Below are 19327 nucleotides of genomic sequence, written 5' to 3'. Positions count from 1 at the left end.
CACCCTCATGCTTCGACCGGCTCGGCCTCGTTTCGCCGGCCCGCGCGGACCCAGCTCATCATGGCCCGGAGCTTCCGCCCGACCGTCTCGATGGGGTGCGCCTTCGACTGCGCCCGCAGTTCCAGCAGCCGCCCGGCGCCCCGCTCGTTCTCGGCGATCCACTCCTCGGCGAAGGCGCCGGACTGGATCTCGGCCAGGATCTGCTTCATCTCCTCCCGGACCTGCGGCCCGATCACCCGGGGCCCGCGCGTGTGGTTGCCGTACTCGGCCGTGTCGCTGATGGAGTAGTTCATGTATTCGAGCCCACCCTCGTACATCAGGTCGACGATGAGCTTCAGCTCGTGGAGGCACTCGAAATACGCCAGTTCGGGCGGGTAGCCGGCCTCCGTGAGCGTCTCGAAGCCCGCCTTCACGAGCGCCTCCGCGCCGCCGCAGAGGACGGCCTGCTCGCCGAAGAGGTCAGTCTCGGTCTCGTCCTTGAAGGTCGTCTCGATGACCCCGGCGCGGGTGCCGCCGATGGCGTCGGCATAGCTGAGCGCCAGCGCCAGCGCCTGCCCCGAGGCGTCCTGCGCCACGGCCACCAGGCACGGCACCCCCCGCCCCTCGGTGAAGACGCGTCGCACCAGGTGCCCCGGCGACTTCGGCGCCACCATGAACACGTCGACGCCCTCCGGCGGGGTGATCTGGCCGTAGTGGATGTTGAAGCCGTGCCCGAAGCCCAGGGCCATGCCTGGCCGGAGGTGCGGGCCGATCTCGGCCTCGTAGACGCGCTTCTGGTGCTGGTCCGGGATGAGGATCATCACCACGTCGGCCCCGGCGACGGCCTCGGCGATGGGCGCCACGGCCAGCCCGGCCGCCCGCGCCGCCTCCGCCGACGGCGACCCTTCCCGCAGGCCGACCGTCACGTCGACGCCGCTGTCGTGCAGGTTGAGGGCATGGGCGTGCCCCTGGCTCCCGTAGCCGATCACGGCCACTTTCTTGCTCCGGATCAGCCCCGGATCGGCTTCATAGTAGACGTTCATAGCAGGGTATGGATGTGTGACAAAAGGATGTTTTCGCGTTCGTTTTTCCCGTGCTCAGTCGCCGTAGGCGAGGGCGCGGCGCATGGCCACGCGGCCGCTGCGGGCCATCTCCACGATACCGTGCGGGCGCATCATCCCGACGAAGGCGTTCACCTTGGCCGCCGGCCCGGTCACTTCGAACGTCATCGTCTCGGGCGTCACGTCGACCACGCGGGCGCGGAAGATGTCGGCGATGTCCATCAGCTCGGCCCGGTTGGCCTTCGTGTAGCCGATGCGGAGCAGGCACAGCTCGCGCTCGACGAGGGCGTCGGGGTCGAGGTCTTCGACCGAGAGCGTGTCGAGCAGGCGGTCGAGCAGGCGGAGCACCTGCTTGATCTGGCGGCGTGTGCCCGAGGTGACGATCGTCAGGCGCGAGACAGCGGGATCTTCCGTCACCCCGACGGTCACGCTCTCGAGGTTGAAGTTGCGGGCCGAGAACAGGTTGACGACGCGGTTGAGCGCGCCGACGTGGTTCTCCAGGAGCACGGCGATGACGTGCCGGCGCGGCGTCTCGGGCGCATCGGGCAGCACCGTCTCGCCGTTGGCTTTCTTGCGCAGCACCTGCTGCTGGGTCAGGTTCAGTTCGGTCGCGGACATGGCGGGTGGGAATCGCAGGTTGCAGGTTGCAGATTGCAAATGGGCAGATGGGGGCGTGGGCCGGCTCATTCGTCGCGGAAGCGCTGGACGATCATGTCGTCGGTGGCGGCGCCGGCGGGCACCATGGGGAAGACCATCTCCTCCTTGGGCACGACGAACTCCATGAGCACGGGCCGGTCGTGCACCTGCCAGGCGGCTTCGATGACGGCGTCGGCCTCCTCCGGCGTAGTGGCCCGCAGGCCCACACAGCCGAACGCCTCGGCCAGCTTGACGAAGTCGGGGTTGGTGTCGGTGAGGTCGGTGTGGCTGTAGCGCTCCTCGTGGAACAGCTCCTGCCACTGCCGCACCATGCCCAGATAGCCGTTGTTCATGACGGCGATCTTGATGGGCAGCCGGTACTTGGCCGCCACGCGCAGCTCCTGGGCGTTCATCAGGAAGCCGCCGTCGCCGTTGATGGAGACCACGGTGGCGCCGGTGCCGCGCAGCCCCATCGCCGCGCCGAGGGCCGCCGGGAAGCCGAAGCCCATCGTGCCGAGACCGCCCGAGGTGATGTGCGAGCGGGGCCGGACGAAGGTGAAGAACTGGGCCGTCCACATCTGGTGCTGGCCCACGTCGGTCGTCACGACGGCGTTGTCGCCGGCCCGCTCGCTCAGCCGCCGGATGACGTACTGCGGCCGGAGCTTCCCGTCCTGCCGGTAGGTGAGCGGGCAACGCGCCTTCCACGCGTCGATCTGTGCCAGCCAGGCCGCGGTGTCTTTGGGCTCGACCAGGGGCAGGAGCCGCTCGAGCGCCCGGCGTACATCCCCCACGACGGCACAGTCGGCATAGACGTTCTTCGAGACGCACGAGGGATCGATCTCGAGGTGAACGACTTTTGCGTGCGGGGCCCAGGCGTCCAGCTTGCCCGTGACGCGGTCGTCGAAACGGGCGCCGACGGCAATGATGAGGTCGCAGTGCTGTACGGCCATGTTGGCGTACCAGGTGCCATGCATCCCCAGCATGCCCAGCGAGAGGGGGTCGTTCTCGGGAAAGGCTCCGAGGCCGTGCAGCGTCGTGGTGACCGGGATACGGGCCTTGCGGGCCAGCGCCGTCAGCAGTTCGGCCGCGTTGCCGTTGATGGTGCCGCCGCCCACGTAGAGCAGGGGCCGCTTCGCCTGGCGGATCATCCGGGCGGCCTGCTCGATCTTCTCGGGCAGCGGTTCTTCGGGCACCCGGTAGCCCCGCAGCGTCACCGTCTCGGGATATTCGAAGACGGCCTCTTCCATGAGGATGTCCTTGGGCAGATCCACCACGACCGGGCCGGGCCGCCCGGTGCGGGCAATGTGGTAGGCGGCCTTGATCGTCGGCGCCAGGTCGGCGGCCCGCCGCACCTGGAAGCTGTGCTTGGTGATCGAGCGGGTGACGCCGATGATGTCGGTCTCCTGAAACGCATCGCCCCCGATCAGCGCCGTGGGCACCTGCCCGGTGAAGACCACGATGGGCACCGAGTCCATGAAGGCGTCGGCGATGCCGGTGACGGTGTTGGTGGCGCCGGGGCCGCTGGTCACCAGCACCGTCCCCACCTTGCCGGTGGCCTTCGCATACCCTTCGGCGGCATGGGTGCCGCCCTGCTCGTGCCGCACGAGCACGTGCTCGAAGCGCGGCTTCAGGCGGGCCATCTCGTCATAGATCTTGATGACGGCCCCCCCGGGATGGCCGAAGACCACCTCGACGCCCTCGGCTTCGAGGCTGCGGACGAAGATCTCCGCCCCGCTCATGCGGGGCCCTTCGGGCGCACGCGGCGCCGGCTCGGTCGCCACATGCCCGTTGGCCTGGGTCAGGTCGCCGTGTGAAGGAACTTGCTGCGTCGGATTCATACGTTTGGCCGGAAGACAGCCGGTGAAAGTTGTTGGAGTCAAAAGGCGTCCAGCGTGCCGCCGCACGCGACCGGCGGGCCTCAGAGCACCCGCCAGACCGCCCTGCGGGCAGGAGGGCGTGCCGGCGTGGCCGGGTCACCGTCGGCCGCGCCGTCGCCTCCCGGCGCCCCGGCGTTCGCCGGGACGGTGGGACTGCGCAGTACGGCCCCCTGCGAGGCACTCGTGACGAAGTGGGCATAACGTTCGAGGTAGCCGCCCCGGATCTTCGGGCGGAACGGCGGCAGGGCTGCCAGGCGCCGGGCGATCTCCGCCTCCGGTACCAGCAGCTCGATCCGCCCGGCCGGGATGTCGATGCGGATGCGGTCGCCGGGCCGGACGGCGGCGATGGGGCCGCCGGCGGCCGCCTCGGGCGAGACGTGGCCGATGGAGAGGCCGCGCGTGCCGCCGGAGAAGCGCCCGTCGGTGATCATGGCCACCGAGCGGTCGAGGCCCATGCCCGCCAGCGCCGAGGTGGGCTGGAGCATCTCGGGCATACCGGGCCCCCCGCGCGGCCCTTCGTAGCGGATCACCACTACCTCGCCCGGCTGCACCGCCCCGCCGAGGATGCCCTCGACGGCCTCCTCCTGCGACTCGAAGATCCGCGCCGGCCCTTCGAAGACGAGCATCTCTTCGGCCACCGCACCGGTCTTGACCACACAGCCCTCCGGCGCCACGTTGCCGAAGAGGATCGACAGGCCGCCCGTGGGGCGGAAGGCCCGCGCCGCCGGGCGGATGACCTCGGGGTTGCGGTTCTCCGCTTCCGCCAGGTTCTCCCCGAGCGTCCGGCCCGTGACCGTGGGGCGGTCCAGGTGGAGCACGCCCAGGCCGGCCAGCTCCTTCAGGATGGCAGGCACGCCGCCGGCGGCATCCACGTCCTCCATGTGGACGAGCGGCGTGGCCGGGGCTACCTTGCACAGGTAGGGCACCCGTGCGGAGAGCGCGTTGATGCGGTCGAGGTCGTAGGCCACGCCGGCCTCGTGGGCGGCGGCCAGCAGGTGCAGGATGGTGTTGGTCGAGCCGCCCATGGCCATGTCGAGCGCGAAGGCGTCGTCGAAGGCCTCGCGGGTGACGATGTCGCGTGGCTTGAGGTCGCGGGCCACCAGGTCGACGATCTGCCGGGCGGCGCGGCGGGCCAGCTCCTCTCGCCGGGGATCGACGGCCAGGATGGAGCCGTTGCCGGGCAGGGCCAGCCCCAGCGCCTCCATGATGCAGTTCATCGAGTTGGCCGTGAACATGCCCGCGCACGAGCCGCAGGTGGGACAGCCAAAGTCTTCGAGCTGTTTGAGCCCGGCTTCGTCGATCTGCCCGCTTTTGAACCGGCCCACGCCTTCGAAGACCGAGATCAGGTCCACCTTCTCCCCGGACGGGAGCCGTCCCGCCTTCATGGGCCCGCCCGAGACGAAGATGGTCGGGATGTTCAGCCGCAGGGCGCCCATGAGCATACCCGGCACGATCTTGTCGCAGTTGGGAATGCACACGAGCCCGTCGAGGCAATGCGCGGCGGCAACCGTCTCGACGGCGTCGGCGATGAGCTCGCGCGAGGGCAGCGAGTAGCGCATGCCCCTGTGGCCCATGGCGATGCCGTCGTCCACGCCGATGGTGTTGAACTCGAAGGGCACGCCCCCGGCGGCCCGCACGGCTTCCTTCACCACCCGCCCGAACTGTTGCAGGTGGACGTGCCCCGGGATCAGGTCGATGTAGGAGTTGCAGATCCCGATGAACGGCCTGTCGAAGTCGGCATCGTCCCGGATGACGCCGGTGGCCTTGAGCAGGCTACGGTGGGGGGCTCGCTCGATCCCTCGTTTGACTGTGTCGCTTCGCATGGGCTGGCTGCTGGCTTTGGGGTCAACCCCTCCGCCTGTTTGCCTGCTCGCATGCGCGCTCGGTGTGCTCGGGGTTGACCGTGGCGTTTAGCCTCCAATAAGGAGAATGCTAATAAGAAGGAGGGCGACCGGAAGAAGAGCCGACCGGTCGGCGCTCACTACCCCGAGGTTTACGATGATGCTCCGGACTCCACCCTGATGCCCCGCCGCCAGGTGCGACGCCCGGCAACACAAATTATGTGCAGGAGAAAGCATCATGAGGGATCTCCGGGAGCGGCGTATTCGGTTCGTTGTGCGGCCATAATAACGGCATCAAACCCCTCTCGAGTCAACCCTTCGACGGGCGAACCCACAACACCGCCCCCGGATTTCGGGAGCGCTTTCAATTTAATTTTTTTAACTAGATATACCATTCTCCTAATTTTAATTTTATAAAATCGCATAATTATACAATTTTTTTAACATACTCGAAATCTACAATTCACAATCCCTTAACAAAGGAACCGCTTCCAGTTTTTTTCGGCCACGCACGCATCACAACTGTAGATGCTATTCCACCCATTATACCCCCACGCTTTACGATTCATTAACCTGCCCATATCGATTCCGGGCGCGGGCACACCGGCGATCTCCCGGCCGGCCTCCGCACGCACGCCGGGTACCCGGCCGCTCGCTGCATGAAAAAGGCGGCCCCGTGTGGTTCGAGGCCGCCCTTCAGGTGCTCGTTGTCGCGGGCGTGGTTACCCGGCCGCACCGGCCGCGCCGTCCTGCCCGTTCCGGGACGGTCGCTTTTTCGGGAGCAGGACGTTGTCGATCAGGCCGTATGCCTTGGCCTCCTGCGAGCCCATCCAGTAGTCGCGGTCGGCGTCGGCCTCGATCTTTTCGACCGGCTGGCCGGTGTGCTCGGCGAGGATCTCGTAGAGGCGCTGTTTCATCTTGAGGATCTCGCGGGCGTGGATCTCGATGTCGGAGGCCTGTCCCTGGACGCCCCCCATCCACGGCTGGTGGATCATGATGCGCGAGTTGGGCAGGGCCGCGCGTTTGCCGGAGGCTCCGGCTGCCAGGAGCACCGATCCCATGGAGGCCGCCAGGCCCACACAGATCGTCGCCACCGGGCAGGAGACGTACTGCATGGTGTCGTAGACGGCCAGGCCGCTGTCGATGGAGCCGCCGGGCGAGTTGATGTAGAGGTTGATGTCCCGTTCGGGATCCTCACTGGCCGCATAGAGCAGCTGTGCCACCATCAGGTTGGCCACCTGGTCGTTGATCGGGGTGCCCAGAATGATGATGCGATCCTTCAGGAGGCGGCTGAAGATGTCGTAGGCGCGCTCCCCGCGGGTCGTCTGCTCCACCACCATCGGCACGAGCGTGCTCATGGGCGTCTCCCGAAACGGCCCGCTGTAGATGCCGGGCGGCGGGGCGGTGAGGCTCTTCGCGAACTTCAGAAAATCGTCTACCATCGTTACCTTCCGTGATTGGGGACAAGGAGATCGGCAGGGAAAGGACAGCCGGCCGTACCGTTCGCCCGAGCAGGCGGCCGCCTGCACATGTGCGTTTGTTGCAACCGCGGGCCGGCGGCGTTAGTTCCACCTCAGCCCTGGCCCGCGGCCGGGGGTTCGGTGCCGGCCTCCGGCTGCCCGGCGGCGACGGTTTCCGGCTCCGACCGCGCCTTCAGCTCCGCTTCGTACGCCTCCCGATCCAGATCCACGATGTCGAACCGCGCCACGAGGGCATCGTAGACCTTCCGGTCGAGCAACTGCCGGTCGAGTTGCTCCATCAAGGCACGCTGGGCCCGGTAGTAATTGCGCACGTCTTCGGCGGTGAAGTTGCCCCCGGCGGCGATGGCCTCGTACCGTGCCATGCGGTCCTCCTCGGTCACCTGCAACCCGTCCTCTTCGATGAGCTTGTCGCGGATGAACATCCAGCGGGCCTGCCGGATGGCGGCCTCCCGCTGGTCTTCCCGGTACCGGGCCACGTCGAAGCCTTCGGGAATCTTCCCCCCGAGCATCTCCCGGAGCTCGTCGACGAAGGCCTCCTGCAGCACCTCGATGACGGATTCGGGCACGGGCAGGGGGTGCAGGTCGACGATGCGCTCGATCATCAGCTCTTCCAGGAACTCACGCGATTTCTCCGCCCACAGCCGGTTGAGTTCTTCGCGGATCTCCGCCCGCAGGTCGTCGGGGTTGTCGAGGCGGTCGCCGGTGACGGACCGGACGAAGGCCTCGTCGAGCTCGGGCAGGTCGCGGCGTTTGACTTCCTTGACCGAAAGCCGGAAGGTGTGGGTGTGGTCCGCCGTCCGGACCTGATCGTGGTCGTGGTCGTGCGGCAGGTGCACCTGCACGGTATCGCCGGCCTTCTTGCCCAGGAGCGCCTGGCGAATTTCCGGGCGCAGGTCCTCGTTGCCCAGGAAAAACTCCACGTCTTCGTCCTTCGAACCGATCAGGGGCATGCCGGTGGCCTCGTCGATGCCCTGCACGTCGGCGATCACGTAATCTTCCGGCCCGGCGGGCTCGTCGACGGGGACGAGGTCGGCCTCTTTCTTCCGGAGGTTTTCGAGGGCTTTTTCCACCTCCTCGTCGGAGACTTCGTGGACGAGACGGGGGACCTGCTCGCCTTTGAGATCCTTGAGTTCGAAGGCGGGGCGCACCCCGAAACGCACGGCGGCCCGCAGGTCGCCGTCGGGGGTGTAGTCGAGCCGGGTGACGGTGGGCTGGCCGAGCACCCTGTAGGTGCCGGATTCCAGCACTTCGGTTTCGTAGACCTGCTGGACCCGTTCGAGCCCGATGGCCTCGCCGATGGCCTGGCCGTAGAGTTTCTTCACGAGGGAGAGGGGGACCTTCCCCGGCCGGAAGCCGCGCAGTTCGGTGCGGGCCCGCTGGGCACGGAGGGCCTTGTCGAAATCGGCCTTGAGATCCTCGGCGGTCGCCTCGATCTCCAGTTCGTATTCTACTTCGTTGATCTGCTTGATCTGGGTCTGCATCGTCGTCGGTTGGCTGGGAACGTCCTTGCGCGGCCGGCAGGCGCGAGGGAAACGGTCCGTATACGGATGGAGGGAGCCCGCGGCTCCGGATCGGCATGCGGCGGCGGGGTTCAGGCGGCCGGGCGGGTGGCCTGCTTTTCCGTATCGCCTGCGCGATGCGGGCGATACGCATCCAGGGTGAACTTCCACAGCCCGGCGTTTCTGACGCGAATCGCCACGGTCTCGCCCTCGTGCAGGATGAGAAACAGGTTGGCGCTGCGACGGTCTTCGAGGCCGGCCACCCACTCGACGCGTGCGATCGCCTGCAGCGGGATGCGCCGCCGGTGGCGGCCGGTCCATCCCAGGCCCTGCAGGATCAGGTGGTTTCGGGTGAGCCGGGCTCGCCCCCACCAGAGGGGCTTTGACTCATACCGAAAAGGACTTTTCAGCAGAACGGCCTCTTGCATGGGCCTGCACACGCGATGAAAGCCGGGAAGGTCGGGAGGCATGCCGGGGCGGCCCGGGAACGGGCGCCGCTATCCGGAACACGGAGCCGAGTATCGACCCGGTATGCCCGAATAAGTTCTTGTTTCCCGGCGGGCACGCCCGGTCCTTCCTCCCTTTTCACGAAAACCTAGAAGTCGAAGCCGATGGAGAAATAGAGGCGGCGCGCGCCGAAGTGCCGGCCGTCGAAGGGCCAGGCGAAGTCGAGGCGGGCGGGATAGCCGAGCAGCAGGGTCCGCAGGCCGAAGCCCGTACCGACGAGCAGGTCGTCGAGGACGCGGTCGCCGTTCGGGTTGTCCCGGAAGAGGCGGAGGCGCCCGTCGGGCCCGCCCCAGACGGCGCCCACGTCCGCGAAGGCGACGCCCTGGACGTTGTAGAACGGCAGGATCGGAAGCGGCCCCGGCAACACAGCCGCCACGAGGGGAAAGCGAAACTCGGCGTTGAGCAGCCCGAAATGCGATCCGTTGCGGCTGTTGATGGCGTAACCGCGCAGGGGCAGTACCGGGGTGGCGAAGACGAAGTCGGTGACGTCGTCGATGGGAAAGCCGTTGGCCTCGTCGAAGTCCCGGTTGATCCAGTTCTGGACGCCGGAAGTATAGAAGAGCTGCCGGTCGGGGCCGAGGGAGGTCCCGCCGGAGAGGCGGAAGGCGAAACTGTAGCGTCCCCGGTCGAGCGAGGTATAGGCGCGCACGTCGGCCAGCACGGAGAGGAAGCGCACCTGCTGCCGGTTGAAGCTGAAGGGGGCGCCGGCGAGGTTGATCGCCAGGCGGGAGCCGCCGATCGGATAGAGGAAGCCGGGCACGGTCACGTCCCGGGTGAAGGTGACCGAGGGATAGAAAAGGGTACGGGTGACGGTGGGAACGGTCGCGTCGGTGACGTCCGCCTGGCTGACCCCGACGACGGAGAGGTCGGCATCGAGGCGGTGGAACTTGTCGAAGGGATAGCTGGCGGTGAGGCTGGCGCCGTACTGGCGATAGCGGTAGTAGGTCGGCACGGAGCCCCGGAAGTCGGCCAGCAGCCGCGCCGTATGGAAGCCGGTGAAGCGCCAGTCGGTGCGGCGCGGCAGGTAGTGGTAGGCGATGAGGTAGTCCGAGTTACGCAGGTCGATGAGCAGGTTGGTCGCCACGAGGATGCGGTGGTTGCCGAGCATGTCCGAGAACATCATCTGGGTGATGCCCTGCACCCCGTAGAGCACGTCATAGCCTGCCGTGCCGTAGATGAGATCCGGCGAGAAGTGGAGGCGGTATCGCCGGGGTTTGAAGTTGCCGTCCTCGTCGAGGTTGTCGCGGGGCCGGAAGGGATCGAGCAGGCCGGGATCTTCCCGGACTTCGTCGCGGAAGCGGGCGCGCCGGGCTTCTTCGAAGGCACTGCTGAACTGGTAGTTGCGGAAGTCGACCCGCACGCCGCCGGTGCGGAGGGTATCGGTCGCCCGGTCCCCGTTGGTGCCGGGGGCGTCGTCGTGGCCGAAGAGATCCGTCAACGTCTCGGCCAGCAGGGGCGGCCGGACGGTCTGCGTGCGGTTGCGGGCGTAGGGGATGCCGTCGGTGGCATCGCGCAGGAAAGGGTTGGCCTGGTGTGTCGTGGTGCGGGCGAGCGAGACGGCCGGTGCCGGCGTGACGTCCGGGGTGCGGGCCCGCTGCGCCCACACGTTCGGCACGAGCGGTTCGGAGCCCAGGTCGCGTTCGAACGGTGCTTTCAGGATATAGATCGAAGGGGTCCCTTCCCGCAGGCTCACGAGGGCCGCCTTCTGCCCGTCGGCCGAGAGGGCCACCTGCATCAGCCCGACGGTCAGGTCCGTCAGCGGGCGTTCGGCGCCGGTGGTCAGGTCCTTCTCGTACAGGTTACTGACCCCGTTGCGGTCCGAGAGGAAGAGCAGCCGGTTCGGGTCGGCGCCGAAGCGGGCACTTCGCTCGTCCCAGGCCTCGTCGAAGGTCAACCGCCGGAGGCGCGTTCCGCCCGGCCGCAGCAGGTAGAGGTCGTACTGGCCGAAGTCGTGGTCGATCATGGCGAAGTCGCCGGCGCGTGCGGTGCCCAGCTCGAGGTGGGGTCCCCGGTCGCTGTGGAAGACGATCGCCGAGCCGTCCGGGCTCCAGGCAGGTTCATGATCGCTGAAGACGTCGTTCGTCAGGTTGACCACGGCGCCGCCGGCCAGATCGAGCACGTAGATGTCGCTCTGGGCCCGTGCCGAGGCCGAAAGGGCGAGGCGGCGGCCGTCCGGGCTCCAGGCGACGGCCAGGATCTGATCGACGCCGGGAACGGGATGGTGCTCGGTCTTCAGCGTGTGGACATCGACGACGGCAATGGCCTCGTGCGCGCCGCTCTTGACGGCCAGGGCGAGGTGGCGGCCGTCCGGGCTCCAGGCCAGGCCGGGCGAGAGGATGCGGAGGCTCTCGAAGGCGCGGCTCGTCTGCCCGGCCACCAGCCGGCGCAGGATCGTGCCGTCGTCGGCATCGGCCAGGTAGACGTCGAAGAGGCCGTTTCTCGTGGTGATGAACGCCAGGCGGTCCCCGTGCGGGGACAGGGCCGGGCTGGTGTTGTAGTAGCCGTGCTCGCGCGTGATGAGCGGCCGTGCCAGCTGATCGAGCTTTTCGCGGGCGGCCATCTCGGGATAGTAGATCTCCTTGAGGGCGCGGTGCCAGCGCTCGGAGAGGTCGTCGAGGGAGAGGCCGGTCGCCCGGCGAAAAGCGGCCTCGACGGAGCGGCCGGTGCGCAGCCGCTGCAGGATCTCGCCGATCTTCTCCTCACCGTACTGCTCGGCGACGTAGTCCCACACGCTCTGCCCGCCCCGGTAGGCGAAGAAGCCGTCGAGCCGGTCGATCGGCGCCAGGTGGTCTTCCAGGACGGCTTCCCGCACGTACATGTCCGACTCGGTATCCCACCCGAGGGCCGCATACTCGGCCAGCCCCTCATTGAACCAGAGCGGGATGTGCAGCTGGATGTTGTTCTGGATGATGGACTGGATCGAGCCGCCGTAGAACATGTCGTTGAGGACGGCATGGACGAGCTCGTGGTGGATCACCCGCCGGTAGTCCCGGTAGTCTCCGGTGAAGGGGATGGCGATCCGGTTCTTGAACAGCTCGGTGACGCCGCCGATGCCCTCGGCATAGGCGGGCAGGTCGGCCGCATTGGTGACGGCGAAATCATTGTGCCCCTGGTAGACGATCAGCGGGATGCGGCGGCCGATACGGTGTTGGAAGAGATGCCGGATCTGCGCGTAGGCCTGCTCCGCCGCCCGCGCCGTGAAGTCGGCCAGCGCCTCGCCGCCTTCGTAGTAGTACACGTCGAAATGCGTGGACTGCACGTAGTACCACGCCGGCGCCCGGTACTGCACCTTGTTTTTTCCGAACCGGAAATACTGCCCCGTCGCCGGAAGCGCGGCCAGCCCTGCCCCCAGCAGGACGATGAGCCATCCGCTCAACCGGTGGACAAGGGCACACCACATCGACGTGTTCGGGAATGCATCCGGGGAAGGCTACGATTCTAACGACCGCCTGCGCGCATGTTCCACCCCCGTCCGGGCAAAAAGCCGTCAGGCATAGCGGATCCACCGGAGGAGGTCCTTCAAGCCCGGCTTCTTGCCGTACATCAGGATACCGACGCGGTAGATACGGGCGCTGACCCAGATGGAGGCGACGAAGGTGCCGAGCAACAGCAGGAAGGAAAGCGACACCTGCCAGAAGGGCACCTCGGTGACGGCCACCCGCACCACCATCGGGATCGGGGAGAAAAACGGCACCATCGACAGCACCAGCGCCAGCGTCGAGTTCGGCGCCTCGATGACGGGCTGGATGAAGACGATCGAGAGGATGAGGGGCATCATCACCGGAAAAAGCAGCGACTGGGCGTCCTGCTGCTGCTCGACCGCCGAACCGATGGCGGCAAAGAGGCTGGCGTAGAGCAGGTAGCCGACCAGAAAGAAAAGCACGAACCACACGAACACGTCCGGCGAGAGCTGCGGCACGGTGAAGTTGGCCGCCGCCAGCAGTTCCCGCTGCGAGGCGTCGTCGGGCAGGTCGAACGCAGCCGGATCCAGGAAGAGGGCCAGGAGGGTGCCGGAAAACATCGTACCCGCCAGGATGATCAGCGCCCACACCACCATCTGCACGAGCCCCATGGCACCGATGCCGAGCACCTTCCCCATGAGCAGATGGAACGGCCGCACCGACGAGACGATCACCTCCACCACCCGGCTCGTCTTCTCCTCGATCACCCCCTGCATCACCACCGAGCCGTAGATGAGCATGGCCATGTAGATGAGGAAGCCCATGATGAAGCCGATGACGACGTAGGCGCCCGTGCTCCCGGCCGTCTCGCCGGCCTCGGTCAGCCTGACCATGCGCACCGGCACACGGGCCCGCAGGATCTCGAGCACCTCGGGCGGCACGTTGCGGGCGGCCAGCCGCTCCTGCTCGACGGCCTCGCGCACGAGGCGTTCCAACCGGCTCTGGAAAATCCCGAGCCCACCCCCCTCGGGTGAGTAGTAGATCACCTCACCGGCACCCTCGATCACCCCGGCGGGGATGCGCAGGTAGCCGTCGTACTGCCCCGCCATCACGGCGGCCCGAACCGAATCCGCCGGCCCTTCGACGGCGACCAGACGCAACCCGTCTTCCGGCTCGACCAGCAGCCGGGGCAGCAACCGCCCCGTCTCGTCAACCACGGCGACGATGCGGCCGCCGTCCTCCATGGAGGAGACCGCCACCACCCCGACGATCGCGAAAAAAGCGACCAGCGCAACCGGGCCGAGCAACGTCGTCAGGATGAACCATTTCGTCCGAACGCGCCGCCGGAACTCACTCTTGAGAACGATCCAGATCTTGTGCATATACCCACCGGGTCAGGGAATGTCACGCCTCGCCGCCGGCCAGGGGATCGACCGCGACGGCCCGGGCCTCGGCGGCGCCCTGCTGCCGTGTGACGACGGAGACGAAGATCTCGCGCATCGGCGGCTCGACGACCTCGAAGCGCGAAACCTCATCGACCGAGGCCATCGCGGCCTCGAGCACGCGCCGGGGGGGTGTACCGTCGAGCAGCCGGAGCTCGGCGTGGTTGCGGCTCCGGACGTTGATGCGCACGCACCCCTCGGCGACCAGCCGGTCGAGGAAAGCATCGTCGCCCTCGAAGTCGAGCAGCACGGTATCCCGCCCGAAGCGGCGTTTGACCTCGCGCAACGGCCCCTGCAAGACGATTGCTCCTTTCGAGATGAGGCAGATGTCGTCGCAGAGCTGCTCGACCTGTTCCATGCGGTGGGAGGCAAAGAGGATCGTCCGCCCTTTCTCTTTCAGCTCCAGGATCACCTCCTGCAACAGGTCCGCATTGATCGGGTCGAGGCCGCCGAAGGGTTCGTCCAGGATGACGAGGTCCGGATCATGCAGGATGGTGGCGATGAACTGGATCTTCTGCTGCATCCCCTTCGAGAGGGTCTCGGTCTTCCGGTTCTCCCAGTCCCGTGCTCCGAACCGGTCGAGCCAGTAGCGGATGCGGTCGCGGGCGCCGGCCCGGGTGAGGCCTTTGAGCTCGGCCAGGTAGAGCAGTTGCTCGCCCACCTTCATCTTTTTGTAGAGGCCGCGTTCTTCGGGCAGGTACCCCATCCGCTGCTGGCTCCACGGCCCCACGGGACGTCCATCGAGCAGCACCCGCCCCGCGTCGGGCACGGTGATGTAGGCGATCATGCGGATCGTCGAGGTCTTACCCGCCCCGTTGGGCCCGAGCAAGCCCAGGATGCGACCCGGGCGTGCGGTGAAGGAGACGTGATCGACCGCCACGAGGTCCCCGTAGCGCTTCGTCACGTTTTCGACGGAAAGCAACATATCCGGTAGCCTGATGCGTGCCCCCCGCACGCGGCCCCGTCAGAGCAGGTTCAACGTGGCCGGCGGGATGGGAATGAGATACTGGGGTTCGAACACGTCCTCATGGACGCCGAACTGGCCGGTGCCGCGAAAGTCCACCGCCACATAGTTCTCCACGACACGCTTCACCTCGCCGATGCCGTAGTAGACCGGCATCGGACCGTAGTAGACGAGCTCTCCTTCACTGAGTTGCTTTTGTCGCCAGGCCCGGCGATGAAAAGCCGGCACCGGCGGCAACAGTTCCAGACGATATGGGGTCGATCCGTTCTTCTTCACAGCGCACGTCAAGCCAGATCCGGTCTCTACACACGGGCCCCGGCCTTTCCGGCGGCGCCGCCTCTCTAACGCCGCACCGGCCGACAGGATTCAGCACCGCCCCCTCCAGCCCGGCCGGAACGCCGGACCGTTTTCTTCGTTTTTCCCTTTGCTTTGCTTGGTTTGCCGCCGGGCGTTGGGTATACTTTTCAGCAAGATGCCCTCTCTACCCCGCTCGACGCCCCATCCCATGCCTTCGACACCTCCTCCCACCTTCAGCACCACGACGGCAGCTTTATGACGATCTATCGCGAGAAAATCGTCGACCGGCAGGTCGGCCGCAATGCCGAGCTCTTCGCCCAGGCCATCGGCCAGCTCGAGACGGCGGAAGCACGCTACCCCTACCTCCGCATCCTCATCAGCATCATCGAACAGGCGCATCCGGAGTGGAACCAGGCCCCGCAGAAGGACCGGCAGATCGCGCACCTCATCATGCGCATGAGCAAGGGCACGCTCGACCTGAACGAGGTGGCCGAGGTCGTGCGTGTGCGCGATGAGGAGCGGGGCTTTTTCTACGACTGAGCCGGCGTCAGCCGATCCGGTCCGGGTGGGCGCGGACGAAGCCGGCCCAGTCCTTGTACGGCTGCCGGCTCGTGCCCCGGCCCAGGCGACCGGCGTGGCAGAGCGCCACCGCCAGCGCGTCGGAGGCGTCGAGCGTCTCCCGGGGGGCCGCCTCATCGAGCGCCAGGATGGCGCGCACCATGTACCAGACCTGCTCCTTCGTGGCGTTGCCCTGCCCCGTAACCGACTTCTTGACCTCCGCCGGCGGGTATTCGACGACGGGCACCTCCCGGTTGAGGGCCGCCAGCATGATGGCCGCCTGCGCCCGGCCCAGCTTGAGCATGGACTGGGGATTGCGCCCGTAGACGGGCATCTCGACGGCACACGCGTCCGGCAGGCAGCGCTCGATCACCTGCGTCAGGCGATCGTAGAGGTGCCGGAGGCGCAGCTGGTGGTCGTCCCGTTCATGCGCCCCGCCGGTGAGGCGGATCACGCCGTACTCGACGAGCCGCTCCCGCCCGTCTTCCACCTCGATGACCCCGTATCCGGTCACCCGCGAGCCGGGATCGACGCCGAGTACGATCATGCCGGTTTCCGATGGGTTGCAGAGGCCGCGAGGCCCTCAGGTGATGGCTTCGATGGTGGCCTCGTCCAGCTGGAGCGTGGTATAGACGGCCTGCACGTCCGGATGGTCCTCGATCCGTTCGATCAGCGCGGCGACCTTGCGGGCGGCCTCGGGGGCGAGGCTGACGGTGGTGGTGGGGATGCGCTGCAGCCCGGCCTCCTCGACCCGGATGCCGGCCGCTTCGAGCACGGCCTGCACGGCGCCGAACTGCTCGGCCGGCGCGGTGACGATGAACGTGTCGTCCTCCCGCGTCAGGTCCTCGGCCCCGGCCTCGACGACGCGCTCGAACAGGTCCAGCTCGTCCACCCCCGCGGCGGGGATCTCGAAGACGCTCTTCCGCTCGAAGAGGAACGCCACCGAACCGCTCTGGCCGAGGCTACCGCCCGCCTTGCTGAAGAGCGCCCGCAAATCGGCCACCGTGCGGTTGGTGTTGTCGGTGAGCGCCTCGATGAAGACGGCCACGCCGTGCGGTGCGTAGCCTTCGTAGGTGACCTCCTCGTAGTCGGCGCCCTGGATCTCCCCCGTGCCGCGCTTGATGGCCCGCTCGATGTTTTCCTTGGGCATGTTCTCCCCCTTCGCCTTCTCGATGGCCAGCGCCAGGCGCGGGTTCATGCCGGGATCGCCGCCTCCCTCACGGGCCGCCACCATGATGTCCCGCGTGATCCGCGCCCACACTTTCGAACGCCGGGCATCCGCCACGGCTTTCTGCCGCTTGATCTTCGACCACTTATTGTGACCTGCCATAGTATCCCTATCACCGATTGGCGTTCATGCAACTTCCGGACCGGCAGCGCGCACGGCCCGGCTCGTCTCCCGGAAGCAGGACCCGGTACCGGTCCCATATACGCCGACGCCCGGGCGGCAGGTTCTCGACCCGCCGCGATTTCGCCGCCCGCCCGCGCTCCGGAACCCGGCGTGAAAGCCCCGTGAAGAAGGTCCTTCCCCTCCGGCCCGTTCGTATCTTGGCCAGAACACGGGCAACGACAAGCAGGCCAGGTACGGGCACCGCCATGAACCTACAGATGGTCGACCTGCGAGGACAGTACCTCGCCATGAAAGACGAGATGGATGCCGCCCTGCAGGAGGTGCTGGCCTCCACCCAGTTCATCAACGGGCCCGAGGTCGGCAAGTTCGAGTGCGAGCTGGCGGGGTATCTCGGCGGGTCGTACGTGCTCGGGGTGGCCAACGGGACCGACGCGCTCCAGGTCGCCTTCATGGCGCTTGGCATCGGGCCGGGCGACGAGGTGATCACGCCCGCCTTCACGTTCATCGCCACGGCCGAGGCCGCCGCCCTGCTCGGCGCCGTCCCCGTCTTCTGCGACATCGACCCGAAGACGTTCAACCTGGATCCGAACCGCCTCGAAGCGCTGATCACGCCGAAAACGAAAGCCATCGTGCCCGTTCACCTCTTCGGCCAGCCGGCGGACATGGACCCGATCCTGGAAATCGCCCGCCGGCACGGCCTCTACGTCGTGGAGGACAATGCGCAGGCCGTCGGGGCCACCTACAAGGGCCGGCACACGGGCTTCATCGGCCACGTCGGCACGCTTTCTTTCTTCCCGTCGAAGAACCTGGGCTGCTACGGCGACGGCGGCGCCATCCTGACGAACGACGAAGCCCTCTACCACCGGATGCGGCTCATCGCCAACCACGGCTCGCAACGGAAGTACCACAACGAGGTCGTGGGCGTCAACAGCCGGCTCGACGCCCTGCAGGCCGCCGTGCTCCGCGTCAAGCTTCGCCGGCTCGACGCCTACACGGAGGCCCGCCGCGCCGCCGCCGATCGGTACGATGCCCTCTTCGACGGCATCCCGGGCCTGGCGGTCCCGTACCGCGATCCGAATGGCCGGCACGTCTTCCACCAGTACACCCTCCGCGTGGCGCCGGAGGTGCCCGGCGGCCGGGACGGGCTGGCGGCCCACCTGAAGGCCCGGGGCATCCCGCACGCCATCTACTACCCCGTCCCCCTGCACCGGCTGCCCGTCTTCGCCGGGGGTGCCGCACCGGCCCGCTACGACGACCTGCCCGAGACCGACCGTGCCGCCGCCGAGGTTCTCTCGCTGCCCATGCACACGGAGCTGACCGCCGAGCAGCAGGCGTACATCGCCGACGCCGTGCACGCCTACGTCCGCAATCCCAAAGAAAAGTCCCCCGGATGAGCGACCACCCTCCCCTTCGACTGGGCCAGGTCGGGATCGGCTACTGGGGCAAGAACCTGCTGCGCAACTTCGCCGGCCTGCCCGACGTGACACTCGCCTGGGCATGCGACCAGCGCGAGGACGTGCTGGCCGCCGTCGCCCGCCAATACCCGGAGGTGCGCACGACGCACCGCTTCGAGGACCTGCTCGAAGACCCGGCGCTCGACGCCGTCGTCATCGCCACCGAGACGCCCCGCCACTTCCCGATGGCCGAAGCCGCCCTGCAGGCGGGGAAGCACGTCTTCGTCGAGAAGCCGATGGCGCAGACCGCCGCCGAGGCCGAGCGCCTGGTCGAGCTGGCCGAGACCCACGACCGGCGGCTCATGGTCGGGCACCTGTTGCTCTATCACCCCGCCTTCGAATACGTGGCGAACCTGATCCGGCGCGGCGAGCTCGGCGAGGTCTACTACCTCTACAGCATGCGCGTCAACCTGGGCATCGTCCGGCAGGCGGAAAACGCCTTCGAGAGCCTGGCCCCGCACGATCTGGCCGTGGCCCTCGCCTTCCTCGACCGGCGCCCCGTCGCCGTCTCGGCCCAGGGCCAGGCCTACCTGCAACCCGGCATCGAAGACGTGGCCTTCGCCACGATCTATTTCGAAGACGGCAAACTGGCCCACCTGCACACGAGCTGGCTCGACCCCCACAAGATCCGCAAGGTCACCGTCGTGGGCAGCCGCAAGATGGCCGTGATCGACGATGTCGAGAGCGTGGAGAAGGTGCGGCTCTACGACAAAGGGATCGAAACGACGCCGTCGTACACGGACTATGCCGGTGCGATGACGCTCCGCTCGGGCGACATCCACATTCCCCGGATCGACATGCAGGAGCCGCTCCTGCTCGAATGCCGGCATTTCGTCGAATGTGTGCGGACGGGCCGGACGCCCCGCACCGATGGCCGTAACGGGCTGGCCGTCGTCCGCCTCATGGAAGCCGCCCTGCGCTCGCTGGCCCGGAACGGCGCCTGCATCGACGTTTGACCCGGCTTTCCCGGCACGGCCGC

The 19327-nt window shown here is 67.4% G+C and carries 16 protein-coding genes; 3 read left to right on the top strand and 13 right to left on the bottom strand.

The genetic code is table 11. From position 1 onward, the window contains the following. Window positions 1-5: 5 nt before the first annotated feature. The 11 genes from ilvC to GQ464_RS12000 all read right to left on the bottom strand — a co-directional run bounded on the left by ilvC (window position 6) and on the right by GQ464_RS12000 (window position 14964). Window positions 6-1022, bottom strand: coding sequence for a ketol-acid reductoisomerase (ilvC, locus tag GQ464_RS12050; protein WP_166980084.1), 1017 nt, complete (start codon window positions 1020-1022; stop codon window positions 6-8). Between the two features lie 54 nt (window positions 1023-1076). Further along, window positions 1077-1658: an acetolactate synthase small subunit gene (gene ilvN / locus GQ464_RS12045; RefSeq protein WP_166980082.1), complete on the bottom strand. Its 582-nt coding sequence runs from the start codon at window positions 1656-1658 to the stop codon at window positions 1077-1079. A gap of 65 nt (window positions 1659-1723) precedes the next feature. Further along, entirely contained in the window at window positions 1724-3415 is a 1692-nt protein-coding gene (gene ilvB, locus GQ464_RS12040; RefSeq protein ID WP_166980095.1) for a biosynthetic-type acetolactate synthase large subunit, read from the bottom strand. A gap of 179 nt (window positions 3416-3594) precedes the next feature. Then, window positions 3595-5376: a dihydroxy-acid dehydratase gene (gene ilvD / locus GQ464_RS12035; protein WP_166980080.1), complete on the bottom strand. Its 1782-nt coding sequence runs from the start codon at window positions 5374-5376 to the stop codon at window positions 3595-3597. 740 nt (window positions 5377-6116) lie between these two features. After that, on the bottom strand, window positions 6117-6836 hold the full coding sequence (gene clpP, locus GQ464_RS12030) for an ATP-dependent Clp endopeptidase proteolytic subunit ClpP (protein WP_341481812.1): 720 nt from the start codon (window positions 6834-6836) through the stop codon (window positions 6117-6119). Window positions 6837-6967: 131 nt separating this feature from the next. Then, window positions 6968-8356 (bottom strand): trigger factor, encoded by a 1389-nt coding sequence (gene tig / locus GQ464_RS12025; RefSeq protein ID WP_166980078.1) that lies wholly within the window; start codon window positions 8354-8356, stop codon window positions 6968-6970. A 110-nt stretch (window positions 8357-8466) separates the two neighbouring features. Further along, entirely contained in the window at window positions 8467-8802 is a 336-nt protein-coding gene (locus GQ464_RS12020) for a hypothetical protein (RefSeq protein ID WP_166980076.1), read from the bottom strand. Window positions 8803-8969: 167 nt separating this feature from the next. Continuing rightward, window positions 8970-12281, bottom strand: coding sequence for a peptidase MA family metallohydrolase (locus GQ464_RS12015; protein WP_166980074.1), 3312 nt, complete (start codon window positions 12279-12281; stop codon window positions 8970-8972). A gap of 87 nt (window positions 12282-12368) precedes the next feature. Then, entirely contained in the window at window positions 12369-13664 is a 1296-nt protein-coding gene (locus GQ464_RS12010) for an ABC transporter permease (protein WP_166980072.1), read from the bottom strand. A gap of 22 nt (window positions 13665-13686) precedes the next feature. Next, on the bottom strand, window positions 13687-14649 hold the full coding sequence (locus GQ464_RS12005; RefSeq protein WP_228350246.1) for an ABC transporter ATP-binding protein: 963 nt from the start codon (window positions 14647-14649) through the stop codon (window positions 13687-13689). A 39-nt stretch (window positions 14650-14688) separates the two neighbouring features. Beyond that, window positions 14689-14964, bottom strand: coding sequence for a hypothetical protein (locus GQ464_RS12000; protein ID WP_228350245.1), 276 nt, complete (start codon window positions 14962-14964; stop codon window positions 14689-14691). A gap of 276 nt (window positions 14965-15240) precedes the next feature. On the opposite strand from GQ464_RS12000, the gene GQ464_RS11995 reads away from it, so the two are divergent. Then, the gene (locus GQ464_RS11995) at window positions 15241-15525 is read left to right on the top strand and encodes a DUF4290 domain-containing protein (RefSeq protein ID WP_166980068.1); all 285 of its coding nucleotides are present in this window, start codon (window positions 15241-15243) and stop codon (window positions 15523-15525) included. A 7-nt stretch (window positions 15526-15532) separates the two neighbouring features. On the opposite strand, the gene ruvC is transcribed toward GQ464_RS11995, so the two are convergent. Together ruvC and GQ464_RS11985 are read right to left on the bottom strand one after the other, a co-directional pair. Beyond that, window positions 15533-16090 (bottom strand): crossover junction endodeoxyribonuclease RuvC, encoded by a 558-nt coding sequence (gene ruvC / locus GQ464_RS11990; RefSeq protein ID WP_166980066.1) that lies wholly within the window; start codon window positions 16088-16090, stop codon window positions 15533-15535. A 36-nt stretch (window positions 16091-16126) separates the two neighbouring features. Then, the gene (locus GQ464_RS11985) at window positions 16127-16873 is read right to left on the bottom strand and encodes a YebC/PmpR family DNA-binding transcriptional regulator (protein ID WP_166980064.1); all 747 of its coding nucleotides are present in this window, start codon (window positions 16871-16873) and stop codon (window positions 16127-16129) included. A 266-nt stretch (window positions 16874-17139) separates the two neighbouring features. Here GQ464_RS11985 and GQ464_RS11980 point away from each other — a divergent pair, with 266 nt between their 5' ends. Both GQ464_RS11980 and GQ464_RS11975 read left to right on the top strand, forming a co-directional pair. Next, complete coding sequence (locus tag GQ464_RS11980; RefSeq protein ID WP_228350244.1) at window positions 17140-18288, top strand: DegT/DnrJ/EryC1/StrS family aminotransferase; 1149 nt, start codon at window positions 17140-17142, stop codon at window positions 18286-18288. Further along, window positions 18285-19304, top strand: a complete 1020-nt coding sequence (locus tag GQ464_RS11975; RefSeq protein ID WP_166980062.1) for a Gfo/Idh/MocA family protein — start codon at window positions 18285-18287, stop codon at window positions 19302-19304. The genes GQ464_RS11980 and GQ464_RS11975 overlap by 4 nt, the downstream gene beginning before the upstream one ends. Window positions 19305-19327 lie beyond the last annotated feature (23 nt).

Origin of the sequence: Rhodocaloribacter litoris (assembly GCF_011682235.2) — a bacterium.
GTDB lineage: Bacteria > Bacteroidota > Rhodothermia > Rhodothermales > ISCAR-4553 > Rhodocaloribacter > Rhodocaloribacter litoris.
The sequence above is the reverse complement of the archived record's forward strand: the minus strand, read 5'-3'. Positions and strand labels throughout refer to the sequence as shown.

Excerpts from the sequence above, each read along its gene's own strand:
- ilvB (WP_166980095.1), bottom strand. The coding sequence starts at position 3,415 with ATGAGCGGGGCGGAGATCTTCGTCCGCAGCCTCGAAGCCGAGGGCGTC.
- ilvC (WP_166980084.1), bottom strand. The coding sequence starts at position 1,022 with ATGAACGTCTACTATGAAGCCGATCCGGGGCTGATCCGGAGCAAGAAA.
- GQ464_RS11975 (WP_166980062.1), top strand. The coding sequence starts at position 18,285 with ATGAGCGACCACCCTCCCCTTCGACTGGGCCAGGTCGGGATCGGCTAC.
- GQ464_RS12015 (WP_166980074.1), bottom strand. The coding sequence starts at position 12,281 with ATGTGGTGTGCCCTTGTCCACCGGTTGAGCGGATGGCTCATCGTCCTG.
- GQ464_RS12020 (WP_166980076.1), bottom strand. The coding sequence starts at position 8,802 with ATGCAAGAGGCCGTTCTGCTGAAAAGTCCTTTTCGGTATGAGTCAAAG.
- GQ464_RS12010 (WP_166980072.1), bottom strand. The coding sequence starts at position 13,664 with ATGCACAAGATCTGGATCGTTCTCAAGAGTGAGTTCCGGCGGCGCGTT.
- clpP (WP_341481812.1), bottom strand. The coding sequence starts at position 6,836 with ATGGTAGACGATTTTCTGAAGTTCGCGAAGAGCCTCACCGCCCCGCCG.
- ruvC (WP_166980066.1), bottom strand. The coding sequence starts at position 16,090 with ATGATCGTACTCGGCGTCGATCCCGGCTCGCGGGTGACCGGATACGGG.
- GQ464_RS11995 (WP_166980068.1), top strand. The coding sequence starts at position 15,241 with ATGACGATCTATCGCGAGAAAATCGTCGACCGGCAGGTCGGCCGCAAT.
- ilvN (WP_166980082.1), bottom strand. The coding sequence starts at position 1,658 with ATGTCCGCGACCGAACTGAACCTGACCCAGCAGCAGGTGCTGCGCAAG.
- GQ464_RS11980 (WP_228350244.1), top strand. The coding sequence starts at position 17,140 with ATGAACCTACAGATGGTCGACCTGCGAGGACAGTACCTCGCCATGAAA.
- ilvD (WP_166980080.1), bottom strand. The coding sequence starts at position 5,376 with ATGCGAAGCGACACAGTCAAACGAGGGATCGAGCGAGCCCCCCACCGT.
- GQ464_RS12005 (WP_228350246.1), bottom strand. The coding sequence starts at position 14,649 with ATGTTGCTTTCCGTCGAAAACGTGACGAAGCGCTACGGGGACCTCGTG.
- GQ464_RS11985 (WP_166980064.1), bottom strand. The coding sequence starts at position 16,873 with ATGGCAGGTCACAATAAGTGGTCGAAGATCAAGCGGCAGAAAGCCGTG.
- tig (WP_166980078.1), bottom strand. The coding sequence starts at position 8,356 with ATGCAGACCCAGATCAAGCAGATCAACGAAGTAGAATACGAACTGGAG.